The sequence below is a fragment of the Halobacteriovorax sp. HLS genome (genome assembly GCF_004006665.1).
In the GTDB taxonomy this organism is placed as follows: Bacteria; Bdellovibrionota; Bacteriovoracia; order Bacteriovoracales; family Bacteriovoracaceae; genus Halobacteriovorax.
Genome location: NZ_QOCL01000013.1, coordinates 168,098 through 181,976 on the forward strand (window position 1 = coordinate 168,098; position 13,879 = coordinate 181,976).

Annotated in this window: 10 protein-coding genes; 7 read left to right on the plus strand and 3 right to left on the minus strand. The window is 36.4% G+C overall.

Annotated elements, in window-relative coordinates; all coding sequences use genetic code 11:
* Positions 1-145: 145 nt before the first annotated feature.
* The gene (locus DPQ89_RS14085; protein WP_127717669.1) at positions 146-727 is read right to left on the minus strand and encodes a hypothetical protein; all 582 of its coding nucleotides are present in this window, start codon (positions 725-727) and stop codon (positions 146-148) included.
* A gap of 185 nt (positions 728-912) precedes the next feature.
* Between DPQ89_RS14085 and DPQ89_RS14090 the strand changes: the two genes are divergently transcribed.
* Positions 913-2,439: a methyl-accepting chemotaxis protein gene (locus DPQ89_RS14090; RefSeq protein WP_127717670.1), complete on the plus strand. Its 1,527-nt coding sequence runs from the start codon at positions 913-915 to the stop codon at positions 2,437-2,439.
* A gap of 7 nt (positions 2,440-2,446) precedes the next feature.
* Here the strand turns inward: DPQ89_RS14090 and DPQ89_RS14095 are convergent, their stop codons facing one another.
* Both DPQ89_RS14095 and DPQ89_RS14100 read right to left on the minus strand, forming a co-directional pair.
* Positions 2,447-3,364 carry a CoA transferase gene (locus DPQ89_RS14095; RefSeq protein ID WP_127717671.1) on the minus strand — a complete coding sequence of 306 codons (918 nt, stop codon included), beginning with the start codon at positions 3,362-3,364 and terminating at the stop codon, positions 2,447-2,449.
* Positions 3,365-3,367: 3 nt separating this feature from the next.
* Positions 3,368-5,428 (minus strand): thioredoxin domain-containing protein, encoded by a 2,061-nt coding sequence (locus DPQ89_RS14100; RefSeq protein WP_127717672.1) that lies wholly within the window; start codon positions 5,426-5,428, stop codon positions 3,368-3,370.
* Between the two features lie 172 nt (positions 5,429-5,600).
* On the opposite strand from DPQ89_RS14100, the gene DPQ89_RS14105 reads away from it, so the two are divergent.
* The 6 genes from DPQ89_RS14105 to pheT all read left to right on the plus strand — a co-directional run bounded on the left by DPQ89_RS14105 (position 5,601) and on the right by pheT (position 13,504).
* A complete protein-coding gene (locus tag DPQ89_RS14105) occupies positions 5,601-6,557 on the plus strand; it encodes a lytic transglycosylase domain-containing protein (protein WP_127717673.1) in 957 nt (318 codons plus the stop codon).
* A 93-nt stretch (positions 6,558-6,650) separates the two neighbouring features.
* Positions 6,651-7,343 (plus strand): (d)CMP kinase, encoded by a 693-nt coding sequence (cmk, locus tag DPQ89_RS14110; protein ID WP_127717674.1) that lies wholly within the window; start codon positions 6,651-6,653, stop codon positions 7,341-7,343.
* Entirely contained in the window at positions 7,340-8,434 is a 1,095-nt protein-coding gene (locus DPQ89_RS14115) for a glycosyltransferase family 9 protein (RefSeq protein ID WP_127717675.1), read from the plus strand. The genes cmk and DPQ89_RS14115 overlap by 4 nt, the downstream gene beginning before the upstream one ends.
* Positions 8,434-9,450: a D-glycero-beta-D-manno-heptose-7-phosphate kinase gene (rfaE1, locus tag DPQ89_RS14120; RefSeq protein ID WP_164848428.1), complete on the plus strand. Its 1,017-nt coding sequence runs from the start codon at positions 8,434-8,436 to the stop codon at positions 9,448-9,450. Before DPQ89_RS14115 ends, rfaE1 begins: the two co-directional genes overlap by 1 nt.
* A gap of 545 nt (positions 9,451-9,995) precedes the next feature.
* Positions 9,996-11,060, plus strand: a complete 1,065-nt coding sequence (gene pheS / locus DPQ89_RS14125; RefSeq protein ID WP_127717677.1) for a phenylalanine--tRNA ligase subunit alpha — start codon at positions 9,996-9,998, stop codon at positions 11,058-11,060.
* A gap of 17 nt (positions 11,061-11,077) precedes the next feature.
* On the plus strand, positions 11,078-13,504 hold the full coding sequence (gene pheT, locus DPQ89_RS14130; protein ID WP_127717678.1) for a phenylalanine--tRNA ligase subunit beta: 2,427 nt from the start codon (positions 11,078-11,080) through the stop codon (positions 13,502-13,504).
* Positions 13,505-13,879 lie beyond the last annotated feature (375 nt).

Consider the following 13,879-nt stretch of genomic DNA (forward strand, 5'->3'; position numbering starts at 1 on the left):
GTGAAGAGATTTTATAGAATAATGCTTTACAAGAATAGTCTTAACGGGCTTTCTTAAACGGAATGAATTTTCCCGCCTAAATTCTCCTTCGGCGCCGCCTTGAAGTTGTCTCTGCCTAAAAAACAATTTTATGTCGAGGGAGATTTTAATACTTTCTTAGAAGATCTCGCATTTTTACCATATCAGCTTTTCTTGAATGTCTATCAACAAAGATTGACTGATTCTTAGAATTTGTGGCGTACAGCTCATAGTAGCCTTTGTTTTCAAATCCTTTCATCGAAGCATCTTTCCTCATTTTTGCCACATTAGGGCTATCCATGAAGTGATTAATTTCAACAGAATCAGAATCTTTAAGCTCAATGACTTTCTTCCAGATAGGTATCCAAAATACTCTGTGAGTAATAATTAAACTCTCTTTTGATTTTGTGATGAGCTTCTCATAGAAGTATAGCGCGATAAGGGTAAGAGGGAGAATGATTAAAGTCGCTTGAACTGTGTAAGCAAGATAGATATTGATACTATCTCCAGTCTCAATTAGTTTTCTAATTGGACCTTGCACGGCCAGATACATTGCTCCAATAACGGCAAGTATTGCAATGAGGTAACCCCAAAAGACTAGAGGTAGCCCATATGTCTTAAGAACAATACTCTTAGTTGAGCCCGTATTAACAAAATCTATTCTATCCTGCTCATCTTCTGAAACAGGAAACATATACATTAATCCCATGAAAACAATTTATTAGATGACTGCTTTTCTGGCAAGGTCTAATTTTGTCGGTTATTCAAGAAATCTTTACTTATTATTAACTAAATATTTTCTACTTGATCCCGATTATAGAATATATAAGGAGATTTTCATGAGGATTAATATCGGACATAAAATTCTTTTAAATTGTGGTGATACCATTTTTCATGTTTTCAACATTATTTATTTATAGCTCCTATACTAATACGTCTAAGAATTTAATGAATGAGAAGAAGCTCTCTATTCAATTCGTAATTCAAGCGGCCATGGCAGTTGTAAAAGATCATCAAGAAAAGGTAAAAAAAGGTGAGCTAACTTTGGAACAGGCAAAGAAGATGGCGGCGGCATCAATTGGGCGCATTCGCTATGGACAGGCCAAGGATGACTACTTATGGATAAATGATAGTTTTCCTAAAATGGTTGAGCATCCTGTGAAGTCTCTCGTTGGAAATGACCTTAATACATTTAAAGATAAAGTTGGAGATAAGATCTTTGTTAAGATGGTAGATATTGCTAAAGCAAGTGGCGATGGGTTTATTCAATACACATGGGTTGATAAGAAAGATAAGTCTAAGCATGTTCCTAAGTTATCTTATATTGCTTACGATAAAGATTGGGACTGGATTTTAGGGACGGGCATTTATATTGAGGATGTCAAAGCAACAATAAATAAGGCCCTCATCGAAGATATTACAAAAGTTATTATTGCTATGATTATCATCATTTTAGCAATTTCATTTGTAGTTAAGAAGAATATTCGTGGACCTCTTCTTTCAATTGCTGAGAAGCTATTTAAGACATCAGAATACGTTTCTAATGGCGCAAATAAGAGTTTGGATAATTGTAATCTCTTGTCCGCAGCTAGTCAGAATCAAGCTTCAAGTTTGCAGCAAACGGTCTCTTCTGTAGAAGAGATCAATGCCATGATACAGAGAAATTCCGCATCAGCTCAGGCCTCAAAAGATACATCACTAAAAAGTCAAAACTCTGCAAATAAAGGAAAGGGAAGTGTTGATGAAATGCTGGTGACTATTGAAGATATAACTAAGAATAATGAGAAAGTTATCAGTAGAATGAAACTTACAAATAGTGAAGTTTCTGAAATCTTAAATATTATTAAAAATATTAATGAGAAAACAAAAGTTATCAATGATATTGTTTTTCAGACGAAGCTTCTTTCATTCAACGCTTCTGTTGAGGCCGCAAGAGCTGGAGAGTCAGGAAAAGGTTTTGCTGTTGTAGCAGAAGAAATTGGTGCCCTCGCAAATATGTCCGGCTCAGCTAGTGAGGAGATTCGCGAACTCATTGACAGTAGTATGAATAAAGTTGAACAAATTGTTAATTCAACGACAAGTGTAATGGATGAGATGATTGCTGAAGGCACTCAAGCCGTTGATAAAGGAAAAGAAAAGGCCTATGAATGTAAGGTCATTCTCGATGAAATTATAGGCAATGTTGATCTTGTAAATAATCAGGTTAATGAAATTGCAAATGCATCTAAAGAGCAATCTCAAGGTGTTCATGAAATTTCTAAGGCCATGGAGATTTTAGATCAAGTAGGACATGAGAATAACTCTACAGTAATTGAGACGGCCGAAAGCTCTAAGCAACTTCAAAGAGAGGCCCAGGAGTTAATCCATGTTATTGAACAGGTTAAAGAAATGGTAGAAGGTAAGAGTAAGAAAGCTTCCTAGTCTTGTTCTATACAAGACTAAGGCAGATCTCTTCACCCTTGGTCATTTCAGCAATTTCTTCGTAATCATAGTGAGCGATATGAGAGGCAACTTCTAGAAATATACTTTGGTCTTCATAGAAGAATCTTTTATCGCTTTCAATATTTAATTTGAAAATTTCACAAAAACGAATCCAAAACTTTTCTTCAACTGCTGCTAAAGCAATATAGCGCTTATCCTTGGTTTGATACAGATTGTAACAAGGGTAGAGACCATTATGAAGAAACTTCTGTCTGGCCTGGGACTTCTTTGGCCAAAAAGATTCAAATATTTCTTTAGTTGATTCGAATAAGTAGCATTTATGAAAAGTGTGACAACCACTTCTACTAGTCTTTAATAATGCTGCTAAAAGGTCTGTTGCTACTTTATGTCCAAATCCAATCCCTGCAATAGGAAGAAATGGAGGGGCAACAATGGGAGCACTCTGATCTTGTACATGAAGTTTTAAAAGACCAGTTAAGGCCAGTGCATTTAAGTCATGCATGGCCTTTGTATGTTCTTTAGAGGCAAGTAACTCAATGACGGCCAAAGGTTTCGTACATGAAGAAAGATCTTGTTGATTTAGCCCAAGCTTATTTAAGAGCTTTTCTGGTAGACCTAAAATTACAGCATCACAATTTTCAAGTAACTCTTTAATCTTTAGTTTTATATCTGTGGCATTAAAATCTAGACGAATAATTTGCTTATTAGAATTCAGCTCTTCATACCAATGTGGAAAACTATCATCAAACTTCGCAAAAGCTCCATAGATAAATGGGTCTTTGAATTTTATATCTTCAACTTTTAAAACATTCGCACCAAGGCCTGCTAATAATTTTGAAGCAAGAGGCCCTGGTAGACGATGAGAGAAATCTAAAATTGTAAGTCCAGATAATAACTGAGTCATCTTCTATTCTTCATCTTGAGCTGAAGGTCTTAGAGTCTCAATAAACTTCTCTAGACCTTCACCAGTAAGCTCACACTCCGTTAATGTGCAAATTTCCCACTTATCTCCAACTTCAGTAGAGTAGTCCAGGACAAATCTACTTAGAAAATAAGGCATAAAGTTTATAAATTGTGGGTTTTCTAGCCAAGCATGCGGCAGCTTCACAACTCTATAAGCGGCGTCTGGATAAGTTAAACCTCTTAGGGCCTCTCCACAGCTTAGCGGGTTCTTTAGTGACTCATGAGTAAAGTCTTCCATTACATCTTTAATTTGGTCTAGATAATCAGTATCCTTAAATAGGACAGCTGCTCTTCTACATAGAGCTACAAGTGTAGAAGCACTTGATTTGTAAGACTGATCCATAGATGAAATCGACTGATTTGGATATAGTTCAAAATCGTTGGTACTAAGAGCACGAGTTCTAACTTTGTTTCCATCTACAAATTCTTTCAAGATAAAAGTCATTGTATCAGCAAAGTTTTGTTTAAATACTGGATTACCTGTGACTTCATAAACTCTTAACTGACATTCAGCGAAGAATACATAATCTTCTAAGTATGGAAGTGATTGTTCACGAGTCGTTGTATGCTTTATCTTCATACCTTCGTTATCTTTAGCAATAAGAAAGTTATTATAAAGACCTTCAAGGGCCGTATTGAATAATTTAGAGGCCCCCTGTCTAATCACATCAATTTGACAGTATTGCATTACATCTACCAACGCAGAGACAATGAGGAAGTTCCAGCTTGCGACACCTTTATTATCAGTTAGCGGCGGTATTCTTTGCTTTCTTTCATTGAGGAGAGCTTTCTTTACTTTTCTAACTGTGTTCCAGCCTTCTTGAGTAAAGAAGTCAGCTCTTTTTTCATAATCAAGAGAGATAACGTTAAGTCCCTTATCGAAGTTTCCTTCTTTAGTAATTCCAAACCACTCCTTAATAGTATCTATTTGATCAAGAAGTGTTTCTTCTTCACTATCGTAATTTTTAATAGCGTCTTCAAATTCTTCAATAGTGAAAGTATGATAAAGACCTTCAACTCCATCACTATCGGCATCCTGGGCAGTTAAAAAGTGAGCTTTCTCACCTAGCATTTCAGATTCTAAGTACTCTAATGTTTGAATCAGACCATCAAAGATCAATGGAGAAGGGTATATGATAGATGCTTTTGATAGAAGTCGAAGAAGACCTGCTTGGTCATAAATCATTTTTTCAAAATGTGGAACTAACCACTTCTCATCAGTTGAATATCTATGGACTCCACCTTTTGTGTGATCATAAACACCACCCATAAGCATACGCTCGAGTGATTTTATAATGTGCTCACCTTGTTCTTTTTGAATCATTCCCTCTAGCATTTGCTCAATTGCCCACTCGTAGAATGCAAACTGAGGAAACTTTGGCGCTTGTCCGTAGCCACCAAACTCACTATCTTCAAATTGTTTTACCGCATCCATAATTGCTGCCGGTGGTGGGTAATGGCCATGAAACTCCACCTTATCTTTAGGGATCAGGCCTTTTTCAATTGTTTCAGTCACGTTTGCGGCATTGGCCTGCACTTGTTCTTGTTCTTCAGTGAAGGCCCTATTGAGTTCTCGTATAAGTTCACCAAAACTTGTCTGCCCATGGTCAGATGATTTTGGAAAATAAGTTCCTGCAAAGAATGGACGCATGTCTGGTAGAAGAAATGCTGAAAGTGGCCATCCTCCAGATTGAGTAAATAGATGACAGGCCTGTTGGTAGTAGCTATCAATATCTGGAAACTCTTCTTTATCTACTTTTATACAAATATAATTTTCATTTAAATAATCAGCACTTTCTTGATCACTAAATGACTCAGCTGCCATCACATGGCACCAATGGCATGTGGAATATCCAACAGATAGAAAGATTGGTTTGTTCTCGTCTTTTGCTCTTTGTATGGCCTCAGGACCGTAGGCAAACCAATGTACTGGATTGTCTTTATGCTGAAGTAGGTAGGCCGATTTTTCGCTCTTTAATCTATTGTAATTTGCATCTTGTGTCATCTGGACTCCAATTTAATTATTCGAGTAAATATTCTAAATGAAGTTTTAATAGGTTACCAATGAAAATTCTGAAAAATTATAGGCCCACCGCATTTGTTCAATTATAAATAAGGTAAATAATGCTACGCCCCCTAGACAGACTTACTTCTAAAACGATACAAGCCATAAAAATATGAAAAACTTAGTATTAAAAGGCCGTTTGGGTCTTTCCAGTATTCCATCTAGTATGTTGAAACTGCTTCAATCCAGTGAAGCACGTGCGGCCGTACGCTATTTTAATACTATTGCTATTTTCATGGTTGTGGGTCTTATCTTTAGTAATGAGTTATCTTCTAGACCAAAAAGGGAATTATTAAAGGCCCAATCAATAGTTAAGAGCGCTGAGCTTGATTATTACCAGTTCAACAGTGCTGCAAGTACATTTAAGAATATTAACTTAAAAGAAATCCAAAACTACTCTAAAGCTGAATTTAGGGCCGTTTTACTAGCTTCTGTGCCGGGAAAGTTGAAATATCGCTTAGGGCGCTATTTAAAAATGACAATGGAGCTAAGTGAGAAGTATCAGGTAGATCCTTTTTGGGTCATCAGTGTTATGTGGACAGAGAGCCACTTTAATTTTAAGGCCACTAGTTCTGTTTCTGCTACTGGTTTAATGCAGATCATGCCAGCTACTGGAGAGTTCCTAATGAAACTCTTAGAGCATCCGGATGCGCAAGAGCTTGTCTATGAAAAAATCCGTGACCCTAAATTAAATATTGAAATGGGTGTTTTCTATTTAAAGCGTTTATTACGTATCTTTAAAGGAAACCACAAACTTGCAACAGTTGCCTATAATATGGGACCTGGTGGCGTTTTTAGAAGATTGCGCTTAAAGCTTCCAGTTGGTGTAAGAAACCTCTACCTGGACAAAGTAAGAAGACACTATTCATTGATCTCTAAAAACTTCATTAAACTTAATAAACGAATAAATGCAGAGTTAAAGAACACACTTGTTATTAAATTTCCAAATAATGGCTATCTCTATACTCAATATAATGAATTGGATGAAGTCTTTCAATTTCTTGAAACACCACGCTTTGGTGCTCGCTTAGCAAATAACTTTCTGCGTAATTCAAATAAATCACTCTAATACCTCACATAGCGTCTAGGATTGATTCGACAAATTTGGTAAATTATTCACCCATTACGTCATAAATTTTCAATTTCAAGGAAGTATATACAAATGTCTTTATCAAAAGTCATAGCCATTGATGGACCTAGTGGCAGTGGAAAATCAACAATAGCGAAAGAATTGGCCCAATCCCTTGGAGTTCTTTATATAGACACGGGCGCAATGTTTCGTTCATTGGCCTATATGTGTGAGCAAAGAAGTATTGCAATGACCTCTGGCCCTTCCATGGAAAACTTCTTAAAAACTATTAAACTAGAGTATGGAAAATCTAGTGAATGCCTAATATGCGTTGATGGTGAGAACTTAACGACTAAAATTCGTGAGCATAGTGTCTCTAAACTGGCGTCTATCATTTCACAAATACCTGAAGTTCGTAGTTATCTTTTAAACTTTCAAAGGGAGCTGGCCTCTAAAGTTGTTTGCGTAATGGAAGGACGAGATATTGGAACAGTTGTCTTTCCTGATGCTTTTTGTAAATTCTTTGTTACGGCCTCCGTTGAAGTTAGATCTCAAAGACGTTTAGACCAGCTCATTGAGGGAGGAGATAATGAAATGTCTCTTGACCAGGTAATGGCAGATGTTAAAAAGCGTGATGCTAGTGACATGAATCGAGAAGTAGCACCATTGAAAAAAGCAAGCGATGCTATTTTAGTTGATACAAGTGAAATGAATCAGGCCGAAGTTTTAAAAGAGCTGGAAGGTGGTATTCGCAGTAAGGCCAAGGAAATCGGTATTAATCTGTGAAGATTCTCATAAATAGAACTGATGCTATTGGTGATACAATTTTAACAATGCCCATAGCTGCACGCTTAAGAGAGAAGTATCCCGATGCAGATATTCGTTTTATCATCTCTCCCATAAGCGTTCCACTTTTTGAAAATCATCCAATAGTAAATAGAGTCTACTCTTACGATAAAAAGGCGAGTAGATATAAGAAGCTTCGTGCCCTAACTCAAATCTTTACAGATTTTACTCCTGATATTTATATCTTTGCAGGTGGAGATCAGTTTATTTCATTTTTTAGTTGGTTAAAGAGAGTTAAAATCCGCTCAGGACTCAAGTCTAGGTGGCAGAGCTTTCTCTTTTTAAATAAAGCGGTGAGGCAAAAGAGATCTCTCGTAACCATGCATGAAAGTGATTACAACATCAATCTTCTGCGTAGTCTACAGATTGACTATAATGCCCGTAAACGCTCAAGTTACCGACCTCAAATAAATGTTGATACAGACAAGAGGCTTGCTGAGATTGTTGAATTTAAAGATGAGTTATCAAGTAACGGTCTTGACTCTTCAAAAGAAAATATCTTTATTCACCCAGGCATGACAGGACACACTCTGAATTGGTCTTCTCGAAATTATGGTCGCCTCATCGATAAAATGGAAAGAACATATCCTGATAAGTATAATTGGATAATTTCACACACACCAACTGATAGTAGTTTTTTGGTGGGAATTAGAGAGCATATTAAAACCTGTAAACACTTAGATGGAAAAGTTTATTACTTTGACGGATCTATTAAAGGTTTAGGACACTATATGAGAATATTAAGCCTAGCAGCAGCATTTGTTGGGCCTAGTACAGGGACTTTACATATAGCGAATACTCTCAATATTAAGTCTGTTGGAATTTATAGTCCCATCAAAGTTCAAAGTACATTGAGATGGGGACCTTTTGATAGAGATTTATCAAAAACACGACTGGTCATTCCTGATGTTGTGTGTGGTGAGCAATTTAAATGTTCAGGAGCTTCATGCCCATATTATGAATGCATGTCAAAAATCGAAGTTCAGGATATAATGAATGAGCTTATTAGTTTATTAAATTTGGAGAAATAGTGAATTCTATTATTAGTAAAAGTAACTTTGATAAAATAGTCGCAAAATTTGATTCTTTAAATCCCATTCTCGTAATTGGAGACTTGGGACTTGATAAATATACATTCGGTGAAGTTAAAAGAATTTCACCTGAGGCCCCTGTTCCAGTACTCGAAGTTACTAAGGAGTGGACCACTTTAGGACTTGCTGCAAATATCTCTAATAACCTCTCTAGTTTAAATGTAAAGTCTACAATATGTGGAGTGGTTGGAGATGATCAAAATGCGGCTACACTGGAAGCAATTTTAGAGGAAAATAATCTCTCTACATGGGGTGTTGTTCGTTGTAGCGAAAGGCCTACTACTTTCAAAGAAAGAGTCACAACTTCTTCTCAACAAATTTGTCGTGTTGATTATGAAAAGAAAACACCTCTTGCAGCAGACACCCAAGAAAGATTGATTTCTAGAGTTGACGAATTTCTAAAAGATCATACAGCTATTATCCTAGAAGATTACGGTAAGGGGACATTGTCTAAAGAAACCATTTCTAAAATAGTAGAAATAGCTAAAGAGAAGAAGGTTCCAGTGTTGGTTGATCCTTCTAGGAGCACACCTCCTCATTTTTATAAAGGAGTAGATCTCTTAAAGCCAAATAGAGTTGAGGCCGAATTGATGGTAAGCATGTTAGGTCATCAAACCACTGATATTTTTGAGATGGCGAAAATTCTATCTACTGAACTAGAGATTGCACAAATTGTAATTACCCTCGGTGGTGAGGGGATGGCCCTTTTTACTAAAGGTGATAAGGAACTTAAGGTTATTCCTACGGTTGCCAATGAGGTTTTTGACGTATCTGGAGCTGGTGACACAGCAATCTCTTTACTTGCGATTTCTTTACTCGCGGGAGCCTCTCTCGAGGAAGCGTGTTGGATAGGAAATTGTGGCTCTGGTGTTGTTGTCGCTAAAAAAGGAACAGCTACCGTGAATGTGAAGGAGCTCACTGACTTTTACGATCAAATCTCTTTAAAATTTAAATAATATAATAATCACACTCTAGATAAAGTTATTTAGAGTGTTTGATTTATTTACAAATTTATCTCAAATTGCTTAACTTTCATTCATTTTGTTAATATTAAATTTCTTTAGAAAATCTTTAAACCTCTGCATTTCCTAGAATCCCTCGTAAAAACTTTTTACAGGGCCTCACTGGCACGAATAAATTTGTGCGATTTTTCTTTGAAAGGTTTTGATGCGATGCTATATTGGTCTTACGTAAAGATCTTTTCTTAAACCTTTAATGGAGGTTCATTGGGACCATAGTCTTATTAAGAACTACATTCATAATTTTTCAGTTGCTATGGAATTACAATCTTGTGTCATAGATATTTAGGCCACCAGAAATCTGGTAAGAGATATTGTAACTGGTAACTGGCTTCGGCCCTTGTGCCGTCAAAATTCGTTAGTCCAGCGGGAGAGTCAACTCCCGCTTTTTTATTTGCCCACTTCGTCTTGAAAATTTCATCCTCATATGACAAAATGCGACGTTAAAATACGTTAGATCTGTCACTTAAGGAAGTTGTCAAATGATTAATAAATTAGATGCGTTATATACTGAGTTCAAAACAAAGATTGAAACTCTTTCAACACAACCAGATGTCCTCAACTTAAAGTCTGAATACCTAGGAAAGAAGGGACTTGTTTCTGACGTTCTTAAGTCTCTCAAAGACGCAACTGTTGAGCAGAGAAAAGAGATCGGTCCTAAGGCCAATGCTATTAAGGATCAAATGACTAAGGATGTGGTTAGTAAACTAAGTGATCTTGAACTCGCTGAGATCAACGAAAAATTGGCCAATAATCGTATCGATATTACACTTACAGATGATGTTAAAAATACGAATACACACTCTGGTGGATTTCATCCTAGAACGTTAATTCAAAGAGAGATCGAAGATATCTTCCTCTCCATGGGGTTTGATATTTTAGACGGTCCACATATCGAAGATGAGTTTCATAATTTTGAAGCTTTAAATATACCGGGAGACCATCCGGCCCGCGATATGCAAGATACTTTCTGGTTTCATAATCCGCACGAAGAATCTGAGCAAAAAAAGCACCTTCTAAGAACCCACACATCTACAATACAAGTACGTGGTATGCAGTCTCGTAAGCCACCTTTTAAATTTATTGCACCTGGAACTGTTTTTAGATGTGAAAGAACTGATGCTTCTCATGAGATGGTTTTTAATCAGCTTGAGGGGATGATGGTTGGTGAGGATATTTCTGTAAGTCACTTGATCTACTTCATGAAAACAATCTTAAAAGAAATCTTTAAAAAAGAAGTTGAAGTTCGTCTACGTCCTGGATTCTTTCCATTTGTAGAGCCTGGATTTGAGCTAGATATTAAGTGCTTAATTTGTAACGCTAAAGGTTGCTCTGTCTGTAAGCAAGTTGGATGGGTTGAATTACTACCTTGTGGGATGGTTCACCCGAATGTTTTAAAGGCCGGAGGGATTGATCCTGAGAAATATAATGGTTTTGCCTTTGGATTAGGTCTTGATCGCCTCGTTATGATGAAGTACGGAATAGACGATATAAGACACCTACAAAGTGGTGATTTAAGATTTAATACTCAATTTAGAACGTTTTAATTAAAGGAAATATATATATGTTAATCAGTATTGATTGGATTAAAGAATTTGTCGATCTACCAAGTGAGCTTACTCCTAAGGAAATTGGTATTAAGTTTACTCTTGGTACGGCCGAAGTCGAAGATGTTCTTACTGTTGGAGATCATCTTACAAAAATTAGAGTGGCACAGATCACAAGTATAGAAAGTCACCCCGAAGCAGATAAATTAAACCTCGTTACATTTGATTTTGGGGGGAAAGAGAGTAAGCAAGTTGTATGTGGTGCTGGCAATGTTAAAGTAGGTCTTAAAACTGCCTATGCTCCTCTTGGTATTACTCTGCCTAATGGACTAACTTTAGAGCCTAAAAAAATTCGTGGAATTCTTTCTGAAGGAATGCTCTGCTCTGAAGAAGAGCTAGGGTTTGCTCAAGAATCTGCAGGTATTGTCGAGTTACCAAGTGATGCTCCTATTGGGCAGACTATGCTTGAGTACTATAATGAAACGCAAGATATTCTCTTAGACGTTGATAATAAATCCCTTACTCATAGACCTGACCTTTGGGGTCACTATGGTCTTGCTAGAGAATTTGGGGCCGTCTTTGAAAAGGAACTTCGTAATCCGTTTAGCGATGAATGGGCAAGTAATCTAAAAAAGAAATTCACTGATGGGCCTTCTCCTATTAAACCTGTTCTTGAGGGTCCTAGCTCATGCCTTGGATACTTTGGCTTAAGTTTAGATGGTGTGACTGTTGGTGAATCTCCAAAATGGCTTAAAACAAGACTTACTGCAGTTGGACTTAGACCAATTAACAATATTGTGGATATTTCAAACTACGTCATGCTTGAGCTTGGTATTCCTCTTCATATTTTTGATAGAGATTTGATAAGCAATAATAAAATAACAATCAAAGAATTAGGAACAACTGAAAAGTTCACAACTTTAGATGAAATTGAAAGAGATCTTATCGCTAGTGACACTGTTATATGCGATAGTGATAAACCTCTTGTCCTTGCAGGAATAATGGGTGGTCTAAATAGTGGTGTAAATGAAAGTACTAAAAATATTTTCATCGAAGTTGCTAACTGGAAGGCCGCAAGTGTTCGCTCTACTTCCACTAGACTTGGTTTAAGAACTGACTCTTCTCAGCGTTATGAAAAAACACTTGATACGCAGCTTTGTGAAAGAACATTACTAAGAACGCTTGAGCTTGTACTACAACTTTGCCCTGAGGCCAAGGTTATTGGTAAAGCAGAATATGATGGCATTGACTTAAACTCTATAAAGCCACTAGTTCTTAATACTTCTGTTAAGAGAATTACTAGCGTTCTTGGTTTAGATATAAGCGAACAAAGAATACTCTCAATTTTTAAAGCGCTTGATTTTAAAATTAATCAAATGGGAGATAACTTAGAAGTAACGATCCCTAGCTATAGAGCAACTAAGGATATCGACTGTGAAGCCGATCTCTTTGAAGAAGTCGGAAGAATTATTGGTTATGATAATATTTCACCAAGCTCTCCAAAGTTAACAATCGAGCCTGTACGTTTAACAAGTGCTCAGACATTACATAGAAATATAAGAGACTTCATGGTGTATAACGGTAACTCTTTTGAAGTTAACTCGTATCCTCTTATTGGTGAAAAGCTAATGGAGAAGTGTTTGTGGCCTACACGCTCTGAGCTTAATCTTTTAAACTCTATCTCTAAAGACCATGCTGTCATGAGAGACTCTATTGTTCCTAATGCTCTTGCTATAGCTGCTACTAATGCGAAGAATATGGATAATTTCTCTTTCTTCGAACTAGGAAGAAGTTATCATAAAGACTCTAAGAGTTTTGCTAAAGAAAGAAGTGAACTTCTCATTGCTATATATAGTAAAGAAAAGACTCCTTTCATGGACCTCGTTAATACAACTTCAAGGCTACTTAATTCAGTAAATATTCCTTTTGATCTAGCTGAAAAACACCCTAAGTTTAAAAATGCTCTTATTAGCGAAGAGTGGAAAGGTATTCACCCATTTGAATTTTTAAATATTCGAATAATGGGAAAAATGCACGGTGTTCTTACTAGTGTTCATCCGCTAGTACTTAAGCAATATAAGATTAAAGGACACCTTTCTATAGCAGTCGTTGATCTCTCTCAAGTAGAAGGGAGACCTATGAAAGATAAAGTTAAGTATAAACCGCTTGAGAAGTTCCCATCATCAACATTTGACTGCACAGTTATCACTGAAGGGAACACTGCTGTTAAAACAATTCTTGATTCTTTAAAGAAAGTTAAAATTAAAGAGCTTCAAAGTACAAAAATAGTAGATATATTCGAGCCAGAAGCGAATAAAAAGGCCGTAACCCTCAGATCAACCTTTATAGACACTGAAAAAACACTCAGTGGTGAATTTATTACAGAGTGTTCTAATAAAATCGTCGAAACCTTGGAAAATAACGGTTTTCCGCTAAAGTCTTAAAATTACGTAAACCAGAGGCCGCTTTCGCGGCCTTTTTTAATTCAGACTAATATTGTCCATTACCTCCAATTAATAGTTAGTAAGTTGTTGAAAATAAAAATTATTTCAAAGAAAAAAAAAGTGAAAAAAAAAGAAATAAAGTGAAAAAAAGGGTTGACCTTTTTGTAGGGAATGCGTAGTATCCGTCTTGTCCCAAACAAAGCGAATAACCAAACAGCGAAACACTGCTGTACAAGGTTACTTTGACTGTTTTGGAAGCTCTTTAAAATTCGAATAATAGTTAAAGATATGAAGCTTCGGCTGATTATCAAGATGAGAAGATCCCAAAGAAAAGAAGTGTAATCAAGAATTAAAGTCTTGGCGTAACTAAATCTT